Source organism: Thiofilum sp., assembly GCF_016711335.1.
Taxonomy (GTDB): domain Bacteria; phylum Pseudomonadota; class Gammaproteobacteria; order Thiotrichales; family Thiotrichaceae; genus Thiofilum.
Map to the genome: position 1 here is coordinate 177,175 of NZ_JADJTF010000004.1, position 21,152 is coordinate 198,326.

The following is a 21,152-nucleotide window of genomic DNA, read 5'->3' on the forward strand; positions in this document are numbered from 1 at the left end:
AGGAAAGCTACATGGCCAATGTGCAATTAAAAGCCGTTGAAAAAACCTTTGGTACGATTCAGGTGATTAAAGGGGTGGATTTAACTATTGAAAGTGGTGAGTTTGTCGTGTTCGTAGGGCCATCAGGCTGCGGCAAATCCACTTTATTGCGCATGATTGCAGGCTTAGAGTCCACAAGCTCAGGGCAAATTTTTATTGATCACCAAGAAGTCACCCATGTTGAAGCGGCTGAGCGTGGCATAGCGATGGTATTTCAAACCTATGCGCTTTATCCCCATATGACTGTGCGCGAAAATATGGGTTTTGGGCTAAAAATGACAGGTACACCTAAAGCTGAAATTGCCGCACGCACCCTGAAAGCCGCCAAAATTCTCGCCCTTGAGCCTTTATTAGAGCGTAAACCTAAACAATTATCGGGCGGGCAAAGGCAACGCGTAGCTATTGGGCGAGCCATTGTACGTGAGCCAAAAGTATTTTTATTTGATGAGCCTTTATCTAATCTAGATGCTGAATTACGGGTCGCTATGCGGGTAGAAATCGCTAAGCTGCATAATGAGTTAGGCGCAACCATGATTTATGTGACTCATGATCAAGTTGAGGCCATGACCTTAGCCGATAAAATTGTAGTATTACGCTCAGGCAAGGTGGAACAAGTCGGCTCGCCCCTACATTTATATGATGATCCTGATAATTTATTTGTAGCGGGCTTTATTGGCTCCCCTAGCATGAATTTTTTAACTGCCGAAGTACTTGCCTCAGAACCTAATGCCACCACAGTACAATTGAGCGGTCATCATACTATAACTTTTAGCTTGCCCCTTACTCAGACTGTTCCTTTAGGTAAAGGCTATAAAGTGGGTATTCGCCCAGAGCATTTTGAGAGTGAAGGTGCAGTACAAATGCAATTACAAGTCGACGTGGCAGAGCACTTAGGGGGAACATCATATTTATATGCTAAATCGCAAGCCGGAGAGTCAATAGTGATTGAAGCACGCAAAGATCGTCAAACTAGCAGCACCGATACTATTCAAATAGGCTTTAATCCTAAGCAAGCCTATTTATTTGATCCTCAGGGTCTAAGAGTGCGCTGAATTGGCTAACTGGAGCACTTCAAGTAAAGCGACTCCAGCCCGCTAGATTTCTATCTTAATTTAAGCCGCCATTGTTAATAATGAAGCATTACCCCCTGATGCCGTAGTATCAATGGTCACTACCCGTTCAGCACAAAAACGTTGCCAGCCTTCATTCAGTTGCACTAATTGTACCCGTACTCCAGAGCGCTGGGCTAATGCTTGACGAATAGGCAATAGAGTAATGCTATCTCCCTCTAATGCGACAAGGGCTAACTGAGGGAAAGATTGAATACTAGAAGCCTCTTCACTACCTAGCTCCACTACTGCGACTAAATCTTTATTAATACCTGCTTGGTGTAATACGCCGACTAAGCGTTGCGCGAATGGAGTATTAGGTACGGCGACTGCATTACCTGTGGCTAGGGCAAGGAGTACTTGCAGCACTAAGGTACTTTCAGATACCTCACCTCCACCTAAACATAGCGCAATTCCGCGTCCATGTAAGGTCAAACGATTAGTTTCTCCCGTAGGGCTAGGTAATTGATTTTCAGTGTTTATTGCTTCTAAGGCTTGATCTAAAGTCGAGCGTACTCGTGCATTACAGTCTTTAGGCAATTGATCCAGAATCGTATGAAACAGTGCTATGCGCTCTTGAGGTGCTTTATCCCAAAGGGGTTGAGCTACTTTAGCTCGACTAGCAAATACTTGCGGTGTTATGGGGGCTACTGTGGTAGCACTAGCGGGGAAGTTGCCACTGAGTGCTTTAAGATCAAGCGTTTGATGTGCTTGTACGAAGCGTTGTAGATAGTATTCGCCCCCTGCCTTAAAGCCAGTACCGGACAAACCCTCACCGCCAAAAGGTTGTACGCCCACTACTGCACCAATTTGATTACGATTCACATACATATTGCCCACATGAGCAGAACGAGTAATGTCCTCGATACGATCATCAAGGCGAGTATGCAAGCCCATAGTTAAGCCATAACCGCTCGCATTAATTTGTGCTACTACTTGATCAATTTCAGATGCTTCAAACTCAATCACATGCAATACAGGGCCAAAAATCTCACGCTCTAGTTCAGCAAAATGCTTTAACTCAATGGCAGTAGGGGCGACAAATAGCCCTTGTGCGGTTTCAGCAATGGGATGTTGGAATAAAACTCTGCCTTGTGCTTTAAACTTAGCGCAGTGCTCAATAATGGTTTGTTTAGCTTCTTGGTCAATGACAGGGCCAACATCTGTCGCGGGTATCCAAGGATTATCCACTCGTAGTTCTTGGGTTGCACCTGCTAACATGGCTAATACTTTGGGCTTAATATCACGTTGAATAAATAAAGCGCGTAAGGCTGAGCAGCGTTGCCCCGCACTTTGGAAAGCGGAATTAATAATGTCGCGCACTGCTGCTTCAGGTAGAGCGGTTGAGTCCACAATCATGGCATTTAATCCGCCCGTTTCAGCAATCAGAGGCGCTGCAACATTGCCTGCTTTTGCCATCGCTCGGTCAATCAGAATGGCGGTATCAGTCGATCCCGTAAAACAAACCCCACCAATACGCGGATCACGGGTAAGTGCTGCACCTACGACAGTGCCGTCTCCGGGGAGGAGGGCAATAACTTCAGCGGGTAAGCCAGCTTTGAGCATTAATTGTACTGCCAGCATAGCAATTAGAGGTGTCTGCTCCGCAGGTTTGGCAATTACACTATTGCCTGAGACTAAAGCCGCCGCAATTTGCCCCGTGAAAATAGCCAGTGGAAAATTCCAAGGAGAAATACAAACAAATACTCCACGCCCTTGTGTAGCGGCTAATTGCTCACGGGCTTGATGAGCGTAGTAACGTAGAAAATCCACCGCTTCACGCACTTCTAATACACCATCAAGGCGGGTTTTACCGGCTTCACGCGATAATAGCGCCATCAGTTCACCCAGATGCGCTTCATACTGATCAGCAATAGCTTCCAAAATAGCAGCACGTTGCGTGACCGAAGTATCACGCCAGCTTGGATAGGCTTGCAGCGTGGTTTGTAGGGCGAGTTCGACGTTTTCTACGCTAGCATCGGTAACGCTTCCCACTTGATCAGTGGGTACAGCAGGATTGAAAGTAGGGTGGGACTGACCCTCAATAGCTTGACCATTAATCAGTGGAGCCGCCGCCCAGCGTTGAGTAGCAAAGGTTTGCATCCCTTGCTCCAGCTCTGCTGCCATCAGTGGTTGATTAATATTATAACCTTTGGAGTTTAAACGCGGTTGCCCTTGAGCTTTGAATAACTCCAAAGGGAACGGAATTTGCGGATGGGGAATAGAGTCCAAGCCCTCAGTGACTGCAATAGGGTCGCGTACCAGAGTACTAACAGGCACTTCCTCATTAAGGAGCTGATTAACAAAGGACGAGTTAGCACCATTTTCCAATAAACGCCGTACTAGATAAGCCAATAAATCTTCATGTACTCCGACCGGAGCATAGATACGAGTGCGGCGACCGGTTTGAGTACGGACTAATTCATGTAAGGCTTCACCCATACCGTGCAAGCGTTGAAACTCAAAGCCCTGGCTAGCACCCGCCATTTCTAAGATAGCCGCAATGGTTTGGGCATTATGCGTGGCAAATTGCGGGTAAATCACATCCCGATTATCAAGTAAAAAGCGTGCGCCTGCTAAATACGAAACATCAGTTGAGGTTTTGCGCGTAAATACCGGATAGGCAGGTAAACCTAAGACTTGAGCCTGTTTAATTTCCGCGTCCCAATACGCGCCTTTGACTAAGCGCACCGCAATTTTACGTTTTAATTCGCTAGCTAAGGCTTTGATCCAGCGCAGAGTAGGGAGTGCATGTTTAGCATAGGCTTGTACTACAATGCCAAACCCTTCCCAACCTTTAAAATCAGGTGTGCGTAATACCGCTTCCATCACATCCAGCGATAAGTCTAAGCGGTCGGCTTCTTCTGCATCGATATTAAAACCAATATTGGCATTACGGGCTTGCTCAGCTAAAGACGCTACACGCGGCACTAATTCATTCATCACCCGCTCCCGATTCACACTTTCATAGCGTGGGTGAAGTGCGGAGAGTTTTACCGAAATCCCCGGATTGTCATGCACATAGGGAGCATGAGCCTGTTCAGCAATCGCAGTAATCGCTTTGGAATAAGCACGGAAATAGCGCCGTGCATCCGCTTCGGTACGAGCTGCTTCGCCTAACATATCAAAAGAATGCAAGTAGCCTTTTTCAATCATGTCCTGTCCGCGTTTAAAGGCTTCTTCAATGGTTTGCCCTAAGACAAATTGTTGCCCCATGACCTTCATGGCTTGACCAACCGCAGTACGCACTACGGGTTCACCCACGCGCTGAATCATTTTGCGCAAGGTGCTTGCAATACCTGTCGTCGCTTCCTCATCGCGGAAAATTTTACCCGTTAGCATCAAAGCCCAAGTGGAGGCATTGACTAACATAGACCCCGAATCCACCCCATGCCGTGCCCAATCCGCCCCACCGATTTTATCCCGAATGAGTGCATCTAAAGTTGGCGCATCAGGCACACGTAAATAGGCCTCCGCCAAGCACATTAATGCCACACCCTCATCAGTAGTCAGACCGTATTCGGCTAGAAAGCTTTCCATTAAATTAGGATTAGGATCATCGCGTAGAGTTTGTACGAATTGGCTAGCACGCTCAGTGATACGAATCCGTGCGGCTGGATCTAAACCATGTTGGGTGAGGCGCGTTTGTACCACTTCGGTTTCATCACGAAACCAAGCGGCATTAATAGCGCTACGTGCTTGGGCAAGGGCTGATAAGGGGGCGACTGAGGACATACTGAAACTTCTCCGCTAAGGTGGTGTATGGGAGCGAGATTAACAGGCTTATGACAGCATTTTTCACTATAATAGCGCTAGTTAACTTTATAAAATGCTACATGATGGCTACTAAAACAGATAATTCTCAGATAGGTCTTGATACTATTGATCGTAAATTACTACGTGAACTACAACGCAATAGCAAAATTACCAATGCAGAGCTGGCTAAATTAGTCAATTTATCACCTACTCCCTGTTTAGAGCGCGTTAAACGCTTACAAGAGCAGGGTTATATTGAGCGTTACACCGCGATTTTAAATCCCGATAAGCTTGGTTATAACTTATTAGCCTTTATTGAAATAACGCTAGATCGCACGAATCGTAATGTTTTTGATGAATTTGCGGTGTTTGTAAAGCAAATTGATGCGATTCAAGAATGTCATATGATTGCGGGCGGATTTGATTATTTGGTGAAAGCGCGTTTTAAAACAATGAAAGAATATCGGCAGTTTTTAGGTACAACTTTTGGTAATCACCCTGCCATACTCTCCACTAAAACCTATGTGGTGATGGAAAGTGTGAAAGAAAATAGCCCCCTAGCGATTGTGAAATAGTGGCTCCGCCACCCTCATAGGATGGCAATCCATAGCTAGACCTTGCTAGCAGTAGGAGTGATTTAGGAGTCATTAGCGCTTGCGTAATAAATCGACCCGAATCGGATTAGCAAATTTCACGCCCTCTGCGCTCATATGCGTTGCAAATTTCTGTTTAACAGTTTGATAAAGCTCATCACTTAAACGATGTTGAGTATGGGTTACTTTAATGATGCGTTGCTCAAATTCAGCAAAATCAGCAAAGCGTGTTTCAGTATTGCAAAAAATTTGTGTAACAGATTCTAATAAACCCTCTTTTACTGCTTCTTGAATCGCTTGAAAGGCAGCTTCACGTACCTGTTTTTCATCATGAAAGAGTCGAATCACTTCATTAAACTCACCGGCATAGACTGGCTCCAAAATCCACGCTTTACCGCCTGATTTCAGCACCCGCGCTACTTCAGCCAGAGCCGATTTTAAATACCTATTTGGAACATGGTGCAATGATTTAAACATCAGCACTATATCAACACTATTATCCGGTAAATCAATCGCCTGAGCACCCCAGTCCTTAAAGGTAATGGTGCTAGGAAATTCGCTGGCTAGGTTTTTTTGTAATTGAATGTGATCTACTTCAGCCGCTATCAGTTGCTTAATGGGGAAGGTTTCAGCAATCAAGCGTGTGGTTCGTGCCGTGCCACAGCCTAGTTCTAAGACAGTGGCATCATTAAAGTCTAAGTACTCGCGCATTAAGGCTAGTTCGCTGCAATCAGTTTGTGCTTCAGGGTTTTGTAGCTTCATAGTTACCTCAATAGGGTTGGAAGGGCGTATATAGTAGAGTAGGGTGGTAGGTTATTAAATGTAACTCATGGGGTAGTGTGAGTACGTTTGGTCTTAGAAATGGTTCATATTATCCATACTGATGGGTACTTAGCTACTCATTAGCTTTAGGATAAAATAAATTTATCATTATAGCGGAAGCAATCATGTTGAATATTTTCAATACCTTACGTGGCGGCTTGTCTGGAGCCAATAATAATAGCGTTAGCCCGATTACACTGCCGTTAAATATCTTTGCCAATGCCTTTGGTTCGCTATTCAATAATCCACTCACACAAAATTTGGTGTTTGGATCGATTTCTAACATTACCAGTGGCTTGATTGGCTCAATAGTAGGCGCGATTAATCCAGCACCTACACAGCGCCCTTAAATTTTAATGCAAATAACGATATTTATGTTAAATAATTAAGAAATAACAAACCTAACTAGAAACTAAAATTATTAGCCAATACTAGGCTAGGACTAGCTAGCCTAAACTCCATTGTGGTAGCCGCCTCAAAACCGAGCAACCAGCGTCGATAATAAGCCAGCGAATGAGTTTGGGTAGCGACAAATCCATAGCGTTCATATAAGCGCCGTGCTTTAGTATTGCTACTAATCACATTTAAATGCATCGCTTGTAAGCCTTGTTGCGTAGCATAGTCACGTAATTCGTTAAGTAGCAAAGTACCAATACCTTGACCGCGCCAGTGAGGATGTACGGCCATACCATCAATTAATAAAATGCCCTGAGTATTTTCACGTTCATACCAACTTAAAATCCGATTAGCCCAACGTCCGCCCCAATAGCCTAAATGAGCTTGCAAAGCCTTTTGATGTAAACCACTAGTCAGGGAGCCTTGATCCGTTTGAAATCCTACTAGCCCCACTAAATGACCGTTTGCAATAGCACAAAAAGCAAATGAAGTATTAAAACCATTAGCTAATAAACTAATCCGTTTTAGACGATTAGGAATGGCACGCGCAATCTTCGCACCGAAGGCTTGATCGTAGAGGAGGGCAGCCTCATAGCGCAGCGTAATAGGTAAGCCCCGATGATATTCAATAATAGAGTTCAGCATAATAATCTACCAAAGCAGCTAGTGCTTCAGCTTGTTAACATCCTTGTTCAAACTAGGCTGAGTATATCATCGAGAGATACATTAAGATAAAAAAATAGTCATTCTAAGGGTTTTAAAAATCCATCAAATACGTAACCGCTCCCGCTTAACCATTCTATTTTCACCCAATGCCCATTCAGACCACTGATAGAGTCAGCTTTTACTTTGGCAGTTAGGACGTGAACTTTGCCTCTATCGGGCACTGTACCGATTTTTTTACCAGCAACATCGGGCTTATCACGTACCACCAAGACAGGTTTGGCAGTGCTTTGATACCAGCCGGTAGCGATGCTAGGGTTTTTAAGGGTAGCAAGCGTTTGAGACAATTGCTGAGTACGTTGCTCAAGCGCTTCTAAAATACATTGCGTTGTGGCGGGTGCAGTATTAGCGGGTGTTGTGACCTCTAGTTTGCCACATTTGAGATTACGTTGGTCAAGCCATGTGCGTTGCTCGGTGTCTAACTGCATGTTTTTAGTGGCATCATTATAAGCAGCGGCTAGCGCTTGATAGGTTTGATTCAGTTGTTTTTTAGCGGGGCGCAAGGCGTTATTGAGGCAGTCCCAATTATTTTCTATACCACAGGCGGCAATATCAGCATTGAGTTGAATAGGTAAGGGAGTAGGTGTAGAGGAGGCAGTATTAGTCGTTGTGTTGGTAACTTCATTAGGTGCGTAAGAACAAACCGCTACAGCAAAAGTATTATATTCAGGTTTTTGATTGTTCTTGCAACTATCCACGCAAGCATTGGCAAACGCAGCAGCGACATAACTAGGGTGATTGGAAAAAGCAAATAAGGCCTGGGCAATAGCGCTAGGTAGTTGGTTGTGCGGGTTAGCACAAGATGGATCGGCTGATTTGACGGTTTTACAGGTATCTAAAGCTTGATTGTAGAGCCATGTGCAATAGTCATTAGGTAGAGGTGTGGCGGCGTTAGTAATTACAGGTAGAGCTAAGCTCAGCATTAATAGTAGCTTTTTAGAATGATGAGGTTGTTTCATATAGCTATCCCACTGTGAAAATAGATTAGAAAGTTACCTTATTAGTGTAGCGGGTCTAGTGGTGAGTGAGTATGGTTCTTGGTAATCATTGAGGGGCTGGGTGAAATTTTCCTTATAGGCAGCGCGTAGAAATTTGGCTATATTTGATAGATTATTAATCTTAACTTGACATTATGCCAAACGACCGACCGATAGCCCATGTGCGTTTTGATGCCGAGGGAAAGCCAATTGAACATTGGTTAGATGAACACTTACAAGCAGTTGCGCAGTTAGCGGCTGACTATGCTACTGATTTTCAAAGTAATGAATGGGCTTATGTAGCGGGGCTTTGGCATGACCTAGGTAAGTATAATCCTGCTTTTCAAGATTATATTGGGGTAAAAAGTGGCTATAAGCCTGATGCACATATTGAGAAAGTGGGTAAGGTTAATCACTCCGCAGCAGGCGCTCTGTATGCGGTTAAACAACATAAGCACTTAGGTTTACCACTCGCCTATTTAATTGCTGGACATCATTCGGGTTTACCTGATTGGTATAAAACGGATGAAGTTGATGGACGTTCGTTAGCTGAAATTCTCAATGAAACTGAATACTTAGCCAAAGCCTTACAAGTAGGAATCCCTCAACCTATCCTTGATGCAAGTCTGCCTAAAGTTGCACCTAAAGGAAAACCAGAAGAATGGTCGCTCTGGCTTAGAATGTTATTTTCTAGCCTTGTGGATGCGGATTTTCTGGATACAGAACGTTTTATGCAGCCAGATCAGTTTGCTAAGCGTGGGCAGTATCCTGATTTAACTTCATTGCTCCTACGTTTTAATGAGCATATGCAGTCTTTTGCTAAACAATCTCGACCTAGCAAGGTGAATCAGCTACGTACTCAAGTGCTGCTACAGTGTCGAATTGCTGCCCAACAGCCTAGTGGCATTTTTTCTCTCACCGTACCAACAGGCGGTGGAAAAACTTTATCAGGCATGGCGTTCGCCCTAGAACATGCGGTCAAATATCAAAAAAAGCGTGTTATTTATGCTATTCCTTTTACTAGCATTATTGAGCAGACTGCTAGCATTTATCGCTCAATTTTTGGGGAATGTGTTATTGAGCATCATAGTAATTTAGATGTGATTAACCCCGAACGTGAAACTGCACAGAGTCGTTTAGCATCTGAAAATTGGGATGCACCCATTATAGTCACGACTAATGTGCAATTATTTGAATCCCTATTTGCTAGTCGCACTAGCCGCTGTCGTAAACTGCATAATCTAGCCAATAGCGTGATTGTGCTAGATGAAGCGCAACTATTACCGCCTGCATTTCTGAATCCGATTTTAAGTGTGATGAAAAGCTTGGTAGCGCATTATGGTGTGACGTTTGTATTATCTACTGCTACACAGCCTGCACTGCAAAGCCTGTATGATCCTTTTAACAAACCTATTTTAAAAGGGTTTGAATCTAATCAAGTAACTGAAATTATTCCTAATTGTGAGCAGTTATTTAAGGATTTAGAGCGCGTTACAGTAGCGATACCAGATGATCTAAGCCTTGAGCGCAGTTGGGAGGCTATTGTAGAGGAGGTGATTGAACATGAGACTGTATTGGTGATTGTGAATACTAAAAACCAAGCGGCTGAATTGTGTCGCTTACTTCCTGTTGATACCTATTACCTCAGTACAAATTTATGCGGGGCGCACCGTTCAGAAAAATTGCAAGCGATTCGAGCCAAACTTAAAGCTAATCAACCGCTGCGCGTGGTGAGTACACAATTAATCGAAGCGGGCGTTGATGTTGATTTTCCGGTGGTTTATCGCGCTTTGGCAGGCCTAGATTCAATTGCACAAGCCGCAGGACGTTGTAATCGTGAAGGGTTATCTGCCAAGGGTAAAGTCGTTGTCTTTGTACCTCCTAATAATCATAAGCTCAAAGGGCATTTGGGCTTATCTGCTAATGTGAGTAAGAGTTTATTGCCGCTTTTTACGGAGCCACCCTTATATTACCGCCATTTTAAAACGTATTTTGAACACTATTACGCTAAAACCCCATCACGCGATGAGCAAGGTATTGAGGAGCTTCTGACTAAAGATGCTCAACAGCTCAAAATCCAATTTCGTACTGCGGCGAGTCGTTTTCGTTTGATTAAAGATGAAGGTTATCCCGTATTAGTGACTTATGGTGAAGGTGCAAAGTTAATTGAACAGCTCAAAATCTTGGGCGCTTCACGCTGGTTGATGCGTAAATTGCAACGCTATACCGTCACCCTCCGTGAGCAGGAAAAAAACCGCTTATTAAAAGCAGGTGATATTCGAGAACTCACGGGCTTGGCTGGGGTGTATGAGTTAGTGACGGCAGGGATTTATGACTCAAAGCTGGGTTTAATGAGTGATCCTTTGCAATTAGATCCTGAGGATTTAGTTTGGTAATAGTTAATAGGGAGGAGGTGGTCATGAGTTATAGCTTTTGTTTAGAGGTGTCGGGCGACTTTGCTTGTTTCACTCGTCCTGAAATGAAAGTAGAGCGCGTATCCTATGATGTTATAACCCCTTCAGCCGCTCGTGCGGTGTTTGAAGCCATTCTTTGGAAGCCTGCGATTCGTTGGCATATACGTAGGATCGAAGTACTCAAACCGATTCGCTGGATGAGTTTGCGGCGTAATGAAGTTGCCAGTGTAATTCCAGCGGGAGCCGTGAAATCCGCCATGAAGCAGGGTAAGGGGCATTTAGGTTTATACATTGAAGAAGATCGCCAACAACGGGCGGGACTATTTTTGCGTGATGTACGTTATCGTTTATATGCTGATTTTGAGTTGCTAAGCCCTGATTCTGATAATACTACCGTCAAATTTGCCGAAATGTTTAAACGTCGCGCCAGTAAAGGGCAGTGCTTCAATCAGCCCTATTTAGGTACACGCGAATTTTCCTGTGCTTTTCGCTTGGTTGATTCCGATGAGCCTATTGAAAAGCCTCAAGAGTTAATAGGAAAACGTGAATTAGGTTGGATGTTATACGACATAGATTTTTCCGATATTGAAAATCCTACGCCGCGTTTTTTCCAAGCCACTTTGCAGGATGGTGTTCTAATAGTGCCTGCTGGAGATAGTGAGGAGATACGCGGATGATCTTGCAAGCCTTATATGACTATTACCAACGCAAAGCCCAAGATCCAGAGTCCGCACTAGCTCCGGCTGGCTTTGAATACAAAGAAATTCCTTTCATTTTAGAGCTACGCGAGGATGGTAGCCTAAACCAAATCGAAGATACTCGCTTCATTGAAAATAAAAAGAAACGGGCGAAAGCCGAGCGAGTAACTCAAGGGGTAAAAAAGACCTCTGGCGTTGCTGCTAATTTACTGTGGGATAATGCCGAGTATGTATTAGGCGTTGATACCAAAGGCAAACCAGAGCGAGTTAAAGAACAGCAAGCTGCCTTTTTAGAGAAAATCAGAGCTTTGGATTTAGCAGATAAAGATAAGGGTATTAATGCTGTTATTCAGTTTTTGGAGCAATTAGATCATAGTGTCCTAGCGCAACAGCCACTATGGGAAGAAATAACTAAAACTAACCCTAATCTTACGTTTCGTTTACAAGGGCAACCCTATTTAGTGTGCCAAAGCCGCTTAGTACAAAATGCGCTATCGAATAGCGCCAATGATGAATCTGCTAAAGCCACCTGTTTAATCACAGGCGAAACTGCCGAAATTGAACGTTTGCACCCCGCTATTAAAGGCGTATGGGGGGCACAAACAGCAGGGGCGAATATTATTTCTTTTAATTTAGATGCGTTTACCTCTTACGGTAAAAGTCAAAGTTTTAATGCTCCTGTTAGTAAAGAAGCTGCCTTTGCTTATACCACTGCGCTTAACCATTTATTAGGTAAAGATTCTAATCAGCGTATGCAGGTAGGGGATGCCTCAACCGTATTTTGGGCAAGTAAAGAAGATGCTTTAGAAGATAGTTTTGCCGCAATTTGGGGGGCTAGCCCTGCGAAAGATGACCCAGATCGAAATACGTCGGCTGTAAAGGCTGTTTACGAAGCAGTAGAAAAATATGGCCGTAAACCTGCTGTGGGCGAAGAGACTATTTTTTATATTTTGGGTTTAGCGCCTAATGCTGCCCGTATCAGTATTCGTTTTTGGCATGTGGCGACAGTACGTGAGGTGAGTCAGCGTATTGTAGAGCACTTTAAACTATTGGAAATAGACCGCAGTGAGCGTGATCCTGAGTTTTTACCCTTATGGTTGCTGCTACGTGCAATTGCTTTATTAGGTAAAACGGAAAATGTACCGCCTAATTTAGCTGGCGAGGTGATGCGTAGTATTTTAGACGGCAGACCTTATCCTGAGACCTTATTGTCATCAGCTATTCGACGTATTCGCGCTGAACAACAAGTCACTTATGCGCGTGCCGCACTTATTAAAGCTTATCTCAATCGTCTTACTTCTACGGAGAATCTTACCGTGTCATTAGATATTGAAAACCCTAATCAGGGTTATCGCCTAGGGCGTTTGTTTGCAGTTTTAGAAAAAATTCAGGAAGAAGCCAATCACGGACTCAATGCGACGATTCGAGATCGTTATTATGGTGCGGCTTCTGCTACTCCGGTCACTGTGTTCTCTACTTTAATGAAACTTAAAAATCATCATTTAAGCAAAATGGATAATAAGGGGCGTGTTAATAACCTAGAAAAACTCTTAGGCGAGATTATAAGCGAAATACAGGATTTTCCTAGTCATTTAAGCCTGAAAGATCAAGGACGTTTTGCGATTGGCTATTATCACCAACGCCAAGATTTTTTCAAAAAGCGCAATAAAACCGAGCCAATGACTACTGCTAATTCAGTTACTACAACAGATAATCAAGGAGATACAGAATGAGCCTCAATCACCGTTATGACTTTGTTTTATTATTTGATGTAAAAGATGGTAATCCTAATGGTGATCCTGATGCAGGTAATTTGCCACGTGTGGATGCAGAAACAGGACAAGGCTTAGTAACTGATGTCAGTTTAAAGCGCAAAGTGCGTAACTTCGTCGGTTTATTGCATAATGAGCAAGCACCTTATGAAATTTATGTCAAAGAAAAAGCCATTTTAAATAAACAGCATGAAAGAGCCTATCAAGCCATTCCGGGGGGAGCTGAGTTATTAGCAGGTGATGATAAAAAGCGTAAGGGTGGTGATAAGGTTGAGGAAGCCCGTCAGTGGATGTGTCAAAATTTTTATGATGTGCGTACCTTTGGAGCGGTGATGTCTACGGGCGTGAATTGTGGTCAAGTACGTGGACCTGTTCAAATCACCTTTGCTCGCTCGATTGATCCAGTAATTGCCTCTGAACATTCTATTACTCGTATGGCAGTGGCTACTGAAAAAGAGGCAGAAAATCAAGGTGGTGACAATCGCACGATGGGACGTAAATTTACTGTACCCTACGGTTTATATGTGGCGCATGGTTTTGTATCGGCTCATTTGGCAGATCAAACTGGGTTCTCAGAGGATGACTTAGAACTGTTATGGCAATCACTGTCTCAAATGTTTGAGCATGATCGCTCAGCAGCACGCGGTGAAATGGCTACACGCGGGCTTTATGTGTTCAAACATGAAGGCAAATTGGGTAATGCACCTGCATATAGTCTATTTGAACGTATTAAGGCAGAAAAACAGGTCGAAGTACCGCGTAGCTTTGCGGATTATGTAGTGACAGTGGATGAAGCCCATTTACCTAATGGTGTCGAATTACAACGTAGAATAGGGTAGTTCTATGTCCGACCTCTACCTCATTATGCTCTCCGCTTTGCAACACTATAGCTATTGTCCGCGCCAGTGTGCGCTGATCCATCAAGAGCAAATTTTTGAGGATAATGTGTTTACCATTCGCGGACATTTAGCCCATGAGCGCGTAGATAGCGGTGAAAGTGGGGTGGAATATGGGCTTAGAGTTGAGCGAGCTTTGCCTTTGTTTAGTGAACGTTATGGTTTGGTAGGTAAGGCGGATGTGGTGGAGTTTCTCGCCGATGGCACACCCTATCCCATTGAATATAAACAAGGCAAGCGCCAGCAAAAGCTGCATGATGAAGTACAGCTCATAGCGCAAGCCTTATGCCTAGAGGAAATGACCGGCAAAACTATTGCCGAGGGTGCTATTTTTCACCATAAAAGTCGGCGACGACGGGTAGTAGCACTCACGCCTGCCTTACGCGCTCACACTGAGCAATTGATTATTGCGGTGCGTCAATTGCTGCTCTCAGCTCAGATTCCACCACCCACTACGGAGCGAGCCTTATGTGAAAACTGCTCATTAGTGGAGGCTTGCCAGCCCGATTTAATTGCTTCAGCCAGCGTGATTAAGCGTTTACGCAGTCAGTTGTTTAGTGTGGAGGATGAGGCGTGAGACAGCTTCTAAATACCTTATATATTTCCACCGATGAGGCTTATTTGCGCCTAGAAGGTGAGACTTTGGTCATGAGCGTGGATAAGGTCAAGCGCCATCAAGTCCCATTGCATCACTTGGGTGCAATTGTCTGTTTGGGGCGAGTGGGTATGAGTCCGCAACTCATGGCGCGGTGTATGAGTGATGGGCGCAGCATTGTGTGGTTGGATGAAAACGGGCGTTTTCAGGCGCGAGTTGAAGGGCCGGTGAATGGTAATATTCTGTTACGTCAAGCTCAATTTCGTGCAGCGGATCAAGTCGATAAAGCCTTGATGCTGAGTAAGTGTTTTATCGCCGGAAAGCTGCGCAATAGCCGTAATGTATTAATGCGCAGTGCACGGGATAATCCGAATGAGGTTGAGCGTGAGCAGTTAGCCAAAGCTGCTAAAGCGCTAGCGATTAATTTACGCAATTTAGAACATGCTGAATCGGCGGCCTCGGTGCTAGGTTTAGAAGGTGATGCGGGGCGGGTTTATTTTGAGCAAATGAATACGATGATTAAGCCCGCGATGCGTAATACTTTTGAGTATAAAGGTCGTAGTCGTCGCCCTCCCAAAGATAATGTGAATGCGCTAATTTCGTTTTTGTACGCTTTGATTTTAAACGATTGTCGCAGTGCCTTAGAGACGGTGGGTTTAGATCCACAACTAGGGTTTTTCCATGAAGTCCGTCCGGGACGACCTTCGCTAGCTTTAGATTTGATGGAGGAGTTTCGGGCGGTGTTGGGAGATCGTTTAGCCCTGACTTTGATCAATCGTGGGCAATTGCAGCACGGAGATTTTGATTATCGTGAGGGTGGCGCGGTGTATTTGAATGATAAGGGACGACAGACCGTAGTACGTACTTATCAAGAACGCAAAAAGGAAACCTTGCAACATCCGGTATTAGAAACGGAGGTTGAGATAGGGTTATTGCCTTTATTACAAGCGCGAATGCTGGCGAGGTATTTGCGTGGGGATGTCGAGACGTATATTCCGTTCTTTAACAAATGAGAAGATTGAGGTGAGTTTTTGCCTCGTCCTTATCCTGACAAGGTAGGGGGATGAGTCCTAAGTCTTACTGAGGAGAGGGGGTATGTTGATTTTGGTGAGTTATGACGTATCAACTGAAACAGCGGCAGGGCGTAAGCGGCTGCGGCGAGTGGCTAAAGCCTGTAAAAATTATGGGCAACGGGTGCAGAAGTCGGTGTTTGAATGTAAGGTCGATGCGGCGACTTATGAGCTTTTGAAGGATGCGGTATTAAAGGAAATTAGTTTAACGGAGGATAATTTGCGTATTTATCGTTTAACTGAGCCTTTGAGTAAAAATGTGCAAGAGTTTGGTAAATTTAAAGCGGTAGACTTTGATGCACCTTTGATTTTATAGGTATTTTTGAGGTTTTTTGGTATAATTAGGTAGGTTGTTTGGGGCGCGAACCTAAAGCGATGGTTAAAATCCTTGGGGTTTCGCGCAATATTTAACTATTTGATTAGTAATGGTTTTTAAAATGTTCACCTGCCGCGAATCTATTTCTATGCTTTCCGCCTTTGTGGTTCGCGTAACCCTGTCAAATTTTTCTTGTATTTTAAGCCCTTACCTACGGGCGATTCTCCCAGCTAATTAAGTTGGGAGTGGATTGAAACAGGCACAAGCACAAAATTATGAAATGTGGTTGTGGATTCTCCCAGCTAATTAAGTTGGGAGTGGATTGAAACAGTGCAAAGCGGGTCAAATGCTCAACGCTACAGGGATTCTCCCAGCTAATTAAGTTGGGAGTGGATTGAAACACCAATACATCACCTGATGCGCTGGGTACGTCAAGAATTCTCCCAGCTAATTAAGTTGGGAGTGGATTGAAACATTGCTGCTCCAACCTTTCATCACTCGCACCCGCTATTCTCCCAGCTAATTAAGTTGGGAGTGGATTGAAACACAGCGCAATCATAAAGATCAATTGGTTAATACAATTCTCCCAGCTAATTAAGTTGGGAGTGGATTGAAACAATAAATGGACGTAAATCCCCTAATGCTGATAAATATTCTCCCAGCTAATTAAGTTGGGAGTGGATTGAAACAATAGTACCCGTGCCAGCATCGAAGCACATAAAACCATTCTCCCAGCTAATTAAGTTGGGAGTGGATTGAAACCCGCGTGCTGAAGTGCTCAAAAATGATGATGGAAATTCTCCCAGCTAATTAAGTTGGGAGTGGATTGAAACCAGCTCAAACGGATCAATTTTATTATTAGTGTGATTCTCCCAGCTAATTAAGTTGGGAGTGGATTGAAACGTCGCTAGCACCGGACTGTTTGAAAGCATGAAAATATTCTCCCAGCTAATTAAGTTGGGAGTGGATTGAAACAAGACCACTCTTGAAGTGGGCTAGTCGCTAGCCTATTCTCCCAGCTAATTAAGTTGGGAGTGGATTGAAACTTGATTAGCCGCTGCATAGGTAGCAGGGTTAAACAATTCTCCCAGCTAATTAAGTTGGGAGTGGATTGAAACATTTAAGAACCAATGAAATCGGTTTCACAACGCTATTCTCCCAGCTAATTAAGTTGGGAGTGGATTGAAACATGCAGCAACATGGACTGGATAGCGCCAGACCAAATTCTCCCAGCTAATTAAGTTGGGAGTGGATTGAAACCGAGCGGTTGCACTGGTTGGGTTTTTAGCGACATATTCTCCCAGCTAATTAAGTTGGGAGTGGATTGAAACAACATAATCCACGGTAAATTAGCACAGACTAATTGATTCTCCCAGCTAATTAAGTTGGGAGTGGATTGAAACCCACTCCTGACCCTGATCCTGAGCCTGACCCTGATTCTCCCAGCTAATTAAGTTGGGAGTGGATTGAAACCCACGTAGCAGGGTCATGATGACGAACTCTTTGAATTCTCCCAGCTAATTAAGTTGGGAGTGGATTGAAACATCAGGGTTAATCATTATATCCAAAGGAATATGCCATTCTCCCAGCTAATTAAGTTGGGAGTGGATTGAAACTTGTTAAGAAGTGCTTCATCCAATTAAGCCCCTTATTCTCCCAGCTAATTAAGTTGGGAGTGGATTGAAACTTTTCAACCAGTAAACCTTCTTTGCCAATGATAAGCATTCTCCCAGCTAATTAAGTTGGGAGTGGATTGAAACCCCTTAGCTTATGGCAAAGTGTATTTTAGAGTTAGATTCTCCCAGCTAATTAAGTTGGGAGTGGATTGAAACTCGCACGTCATCCGCACTCATATCCGCGATTTTGGATTCTCCCAGCTAATTAAGTTGGGAGTGGATTGAAACAGGTGTCATGGGGGACAACGACTAATCATCCAGATTCTCCCAGCTAATTAAGTTGGGAGCGGATTGAAACCAGATTTCAACGGTGCTGGGTTGGTACAAAGCGTGAATTCTCCCAGCTAATTAAGTTGGGAGCGGATTGAAACAGCAATGCAAATAGTACAGGAGCAGGCTCCACACCTATTCTCCCAGCTAATTAAGTTGGGAGCGGATTGAAACTACTGCCTGATCTATGATCAAGCTGATACTTATCCCATTCTCCCAGCTAATTAAGTTGGGAGCGGATTGAAACTGTATTATCACAGACGATCTTTTGATCAACCTGAGTATTCTCCCAGCTAATTAAGTTGGGAGCGGATTGAAACATAGTTTACCCCTGTTTTTATTTATGATTATTTAATTCTCCCAGCTAATTAAGTTGGGAGCGGATTGAAACATCTGTCCCATTGTCTGCATCAGTATTGAGGCTATTCTCCCAGCTAATTAAGTTGGGAGCGGATTGAAACGATATTGATTTTAGCTAATCATAAACAAAGAGCATTCTCCCAGCTAATTAAGTTGGGAGCGGATTGAAACAATGTCCGCGTACATATCGAGCTGTACTTCGTGAGATTCTCCCAGCTAATTAAGTTGGGAGTATGTTACAATCTAAATATGTTAATTACTTTTATCATCTATAACTATTGCCTATGAAACACCTACTTGTTGATATTACTGCTCACGGCTTTGGTCATTTAGCCCAAACCGCAGCCGTATTAAATGCCTTAGATTATCCTGATTTAACCATCACCCTACGCTCACTAGCGCCTGAGTCTATTTTACGAGATCGTATTCAACACGATTTTCATCTCATTCCTTATCAACAAGATAATGGCATGGTTATGCAAGATGCTTTAAATGTTGATCCTTTAAAAAGTTTTCAATGGCATCAACAATTTCACCAAAACTATGAGCAAAAACTTACTCAAGCGATTCAAGAGTTAAATCAATTAAAACCAGATGTTTTATTTACCGATATTCCCTATCTGAGTTTAGATGCGGCACATGCCTTAGCTATTCCGAGTATTGCCCTGTGCTCATTAAATTGGGCGGATGTGTTTCAAACCTACTGCGGACAATTTGCAGGTGCAGAGAAAATACATAACCAAATAATACAGGCCTATCAAAAAGCTACCGTTTTTCTACAGCCTACCCCTTCTATGCCCATGCCGTTATTGCACAACACGCAAACTATTGAACCCTTAACAGCACAAGGCAAAGCACAACCCGACGTATTACGTCAACGCTTAGAGTTAAACACTCGGCACAAACTCATTTTAGTTTCGTTAGGAGGCATTGGTATTGATTACCCTTTAAACACTTGGCCACAGCTTGATAATGTCGTGTGGATTTTTCCTGATGAGGTACTCACCCAACAGCGTGAAGACTGGAAACCTCAATCACAAGCTCAAATGAATTATCTCGATTTATTAGCCTCGTGTGATCTCATACTGACTAAAACAGGCTATGGTACTCAGACCGAGGCAGTGATTAATCAAGTACCTGCACTCTGTATTGATCGAGGCGATTGGCCAGAACAGCCTTATTTGCGCCCTTGGCACGAGCAACAAGGTGAGGTGATTTACATCGAATGGTCGCAGATTTTGCAGGGAAAATGGGCTGATACTATTCACCATTTACTAGCACAGCCTTGGACTAAGCCGCGCCCTTCCCATCAAGGCGCACAGCAAGCCGCTGCGTATATTAAAAAATACCTCGCTCAGGCTAATTAACCTATAAAACATGCTTTAAATAGTAATCTTAAGCTAGATTATCTATATAAATAGTGTCTATTAAAAAGGAGTTTGAAGTATGGGAACGATATTAGGCATTCTACATTTCATTGTTGCGGCATGGGCGATTTATAGTATTTATAAAAGTAGTGCTGGCACTGGCTCTAAAATTATTTGGTCATTAGCCGTGTTTTTCTTTCCCGTAGTCGGCTTAATTGCTTGGTTCTTTGTAGGCCCGAAATAAAGTTTTCTACCTTATCTGTTAATGACTTGGGAGTAATAGCGATGACTATGTTAGAGACCGTTTATTGCATGGAAGGCTTATTTGATCAATTAGGTCTGCCTTCTGATCAAACCTCCATTGATGACTTTATTGCTAATAACCAGCTACCCGAAGACGTTAAAATGACCGAAGCGGATTTTTGGTCGCCATCTCAAGCTAGATTTTTATGTGAGGGCTTAGCACAAAATGCTGAGTGGGCGATTGTGATGGATGAATTAAATGCACGCTTACACGGTCAATAATAGTTCTCATAAATTAGGCAACGTACTTTCACTATGAAAGTACGTTGCCTTCTCCGTGTTAGCGATGACGGCAGCCACTTGAATAAGCGTTTTTAATAGTCGTGCCACTCATTTGGAAGGCATGAAATTGGCAGATACCCGTTAATTTTTGATTATCTCCGGGGGCTAGCTCAATAAATACGGTTTGACCTTTGCGGAGATTATTGTTTTGAGTCGTAGTCACCACGGCTTTATAACGTTGAATACTATGGGGCTGTACGGTCATTGAGCGCCCCACATGTGCCTCAAATAAATACTTAGGCATCATCATGCGGGCTTCCACTAAGGCAGGTACTAATAAACTTAAGCTAGTTAAAACCACGCCTACACGGGCAAGTTTAGTCAATTTCATCATGATGCTCTCCTTGGCTGTTTAATAATAAGGCTCATAATGAATTATTTTTAAGCACCTTAATGTGAGATATTTCACGGTCAGTACGTTAATTAAGCACTAGAGTTTTTCAAAGGTAATAACGACCTCGCCGACTTTAAAACCCCATTTGCTCATAATGGCTTTATTGAGTAACACCTTATCATTCATCAGATACATCCAATCATCAAAATTGACATTAATAGTGCTACCTTTATACGGTACTTGTAGAACATATTGCCAGTTCAATACATTGCCTTTGACCGTACCTTGAGCCGTTCCCACCACATCTGCTGCCCGCCCGCTATAGCGATCAGGAGCTTGTTTGGTAATCGTCCAAATACGTTGACTCTTTTCACCATCATTAAA

19 protein-coding genes and 1 CRISPR repeat array are annotated in these 21,152 nt (G+C 43.5%); of the genes, 13 read left to right on the forward strand and 6 right to left on the reverse strand.

The annotated features are described in order from the left end of the window. Positions 1-11: 11 nt before the first annotated feature. Complete coding sequence (gene ugpC / locus IPL34_RS19985; RefSeq protein ID WP_296843293.1) at positions 12-1,091, forward strand: sn-glycerol-3-phosphate ABC transporter ATP-binding protein UgpC; 1,080 nt, start codon at positions 12-14, stop codon at positions 1,089-1,091. A gap of 60 nt (positions 1,092-1,151) precedes the next feature. Here the strand turns inward: ugpC and putA are convergent, their stop codons facing one another. After that, a complete protein-coding gene (putA, locus tag IPL34_RS19990; RefSeq protein ID WP_296843294.1) occupies positions 1,152-4,883 on the reverse strand; it encodes a bifunctional proline dehydrogenase/L-glutamate gamma-semialdehyde dehydrogenase PutA in 3,732 nt (1,243 codons plus the stop codon). A 104-nt stretch (positions 4,884-4,987) separates the two neighbouring features. Here putA and IPL34_RS19995 point away from each other — a divergent pair, with 104 nt between their 5' ends. Further along, positions 4,988-5,479: a winged helix-turn-helix transcriptional regulator gene (locus IPL34_RS19995; RefSeq protein WP_296843312.1), complete on the forward strand. Its 492-nt coding sequence runs from the start codon at positions 4,988-4,990 to the stop codon at positions 5,477-5,479. Between the two features lie 72 nt (positions 5,480-5,551). On the opposite strand, the gene IPL34_RS20000 is transcribed toward IPL34_RS19995, so the two are convergent. Further along, the gene (locus tag IPL34_RS20000) at positions 5,552-6,259 is read right to left on the reverse strand and encodes a class I SAM-dependent methyltransferase (protein ID WP_296843295.1); all 708 of its coding nucleotides are present in this window, start codon (positions 6,257-6,259) and stop codon (positions 5,552-5,554) included. Between the two features lie 185 nt (positions 6,260-6,444). Here IPL34_RS20000 and IPL34_RS20005 point away from each other — a divergent pair, with 185 nt between their 5' ends. Then, positions 6,445-6,669 carry a hypothetical protein gene (locus tag IPL34_RS20005; protein ID WP_296843296.1) on the forward strand — a complete coding sequence of 75 codons (225 nt, stop codon included), beginning with the start codon at positions 6,445-6,447 and terminating at the stop codon, positions 6,667-6,669. A gap of 55 nt (positions 6,670-6,724) precedes the next feature. On the opposite strand, the gene IPL34_RS20010 is transcribed toward IPL34_RS20005, so the two are convergent. Together IPL34_RS20010 and IPL34_RS20015 are read right to left on the reverse strand one after the other, a co-directional pair. After that, on the reverse strand, positions 6,725-7,360 hold the full coding sequence (locus IPL34_RS20010; protein ID WP_296843297.1) for a GNAT family N-acetyltransferase: 636 nt from the start codon (positions 7,358-7,360) through the stop codon (positions 6,725-6,727). Positions 7,361-7,458: 98 nt separating this feature from the next. After that, positions 7,459-8,397, reverse strand: a complete 939-nt coding sequence (locus IPL34_RS20015) for a lysozyme inhibitor LprI family protein (protein WP_296843298.1) — start codon at positions 8,395-8,397, stop codon at positions 7,459-7,461. 173 nt (positions 8,398-8,570) lie between these two features. On the opposite strand from IPL34_RS20015, the gene cas3 reads away from it, so the two are divergent. The 10 genes from cas3 (at position 8,571) to IPL34_RS20065 (ending at position 20,374) form a co-directional block, all read left to right on the forward strand. After that, positions 8,571-10,811, forward strand: coding sequence for a CRISPR-associated helicase Cas3' (cas3, locus tag IPL34_RS20020; protein WP_296843299.1), 2,241 nt, complete (start codon positions 8,571-8,573; stop codon positions 10,809-10,811). A gap of 23 nt (positions 10,812-10,834) precedes the next feature. Beyond that, positions 10,835-11,506, forward strand: coding sequence for a type I-C CRISPR-associated protein Cas5c (gene cas5c, locus IPL34_RS20025; RefSeq protein WP_296843300.1), 672 nt, complete (start codon positions 10,835-10,837; stop codon positions 11,504-11,506). Continuing rightward, positions 11,503-13,260 (forward strand): type I-C CRISPR-associated protein Cas8c/Csd1, encoded by a 1,758-nt coding sequence (cas8c, locus tag IPL34_RS20030; RefSeq protein WP_296843301.1) that lies wholly within the window; start codon positions 11,503-11,505, stop codon positions 13,258-13,260. The genes cas5c and cas8c overlap by 4 nt, the downstream gene beginning before the upstream one ends. Then, a complete protein-coding gene (gene cas7c, locus IPL34_RS20035; RefSeq protein ID WP_296843302.1) occupies positions 13,257-14,138 on the forward strand; it encodes a type I-C CRISPR-associated protein Cas7/Csd2 in 882 nt (293 codons plus the stop codon). The genes cas8c and cas7c overlap by 4 nt, the downstream gene beginning before the upstream one ends. A 4-nt stretch (positions 14,139-14,142) precedes the next feature. Further along, the gene (gene cas4, locus IPL34_RS20040; protein WP_296843303.1) at positions 14,143-14,772 is read left to right on the forward strand and encodes a CRISPR-associated protein Cas4; all 630 of its coding nucleotides are present in this window, start codon (positions 14,143-14,145) and stop codon (positions 14,770-14,772) included. Then, positions 14,769-15,803, forward strand: a complete 1,035-nt coding sequence (cas1c, locus tag IPL34_RS20045) for a type I-C CRISPR-associated endonuclease Cas1c (RefSeq protein WP_296843304.1) — start codon at positions 14,769-14,771, stop codon at positions 15,801-15,803. The genes cas4 and cas1c overlap by 4 nt, the downstream gene beginning before the upstream one ends. 82 nt (positions 15,804-15,885) lie before the next feature. Continuing rightward, complete coding sequence (gene cas2, locus IPL34_RS20050) at positions 15,886-16,176, forward strand: CRISPR-associated endonuclease Cas2 (protein ID WP_296843305.1); 291 nt, start codon at positions 15,886-15,888, stop codon at positions 16,174-16,176. Positions 16,177-16,396: 220 nt separating this feature from the next. Next, positions 16,397-18,725: a CRISPR direct-repeat array (repeat unit 37 nt; unit sequence ATTCTCCCAGCTAATTAAGTTGGGAGTGGATTGAAAC). 41 nt (positions 18,726-18,766) lie between these two features. After that, the gene (locus IPL34_RS20055; RefSeq protein ID WP_296843306.1) at positions 18,767-19,849 is read left to right on the forward strand and encodes a hypothetical protein; all 1,083 of its coding nucleotides are present in this window, start codon (positions 18,767-18,769) and stop codon (positions 19,847-19,849) included. A 79-nt stretch (positions 19,850-19,928) separates the two neighbouring features. Further along, the gene (locus IPL34_RS20060; RefSeq protein ID WP_296843307.1) at positions 19,929-20,093 is read left to right on the forward strand and encodes a PLDc N-terminal domain-containing protein; all 165 of its coding nucleotides are present in this window, start codon (positions 19,929-19,931) and stop codon (positions 20,091-20,093) included. 41 nt (positions 20,094-20,134) lie between these two features. Further along, complete coding sequence (locus IPL34_RS20065) at positions 20,135-20,374, forward strand: DUF2789 domain-containing protein (RefSeq protein WP_296843308.1); 240 nt, start codon at positions 20,135-20,137, stop codon at positions 20,372-20,374. 58 nt (positions 20,375-20,432) lie between these two features. Here the strand turns inward: IPL34_RS20065 and IPL34_RS20070 are convergent, their stop codons facing one another. Beyond that, positions 20,433-20,768, reverse strand: coding sequence for a hypothetical protein (locus IPL34_RS20070; protein ID WP_296843309.1), 336 nt, complete (start codon positions 20,766-20,768; stop codon positions 20,433-20,435). Between the two features lie 96 nt (positions 20,769-20,864). Then, a partial coding sequence (locus IPL34_RS20075) for a DUF3833 family protein (protein WP_296843310.1) occupies positions 20,865-21,152 on the reverse strand: 288 nt, incomplete at its 5' end.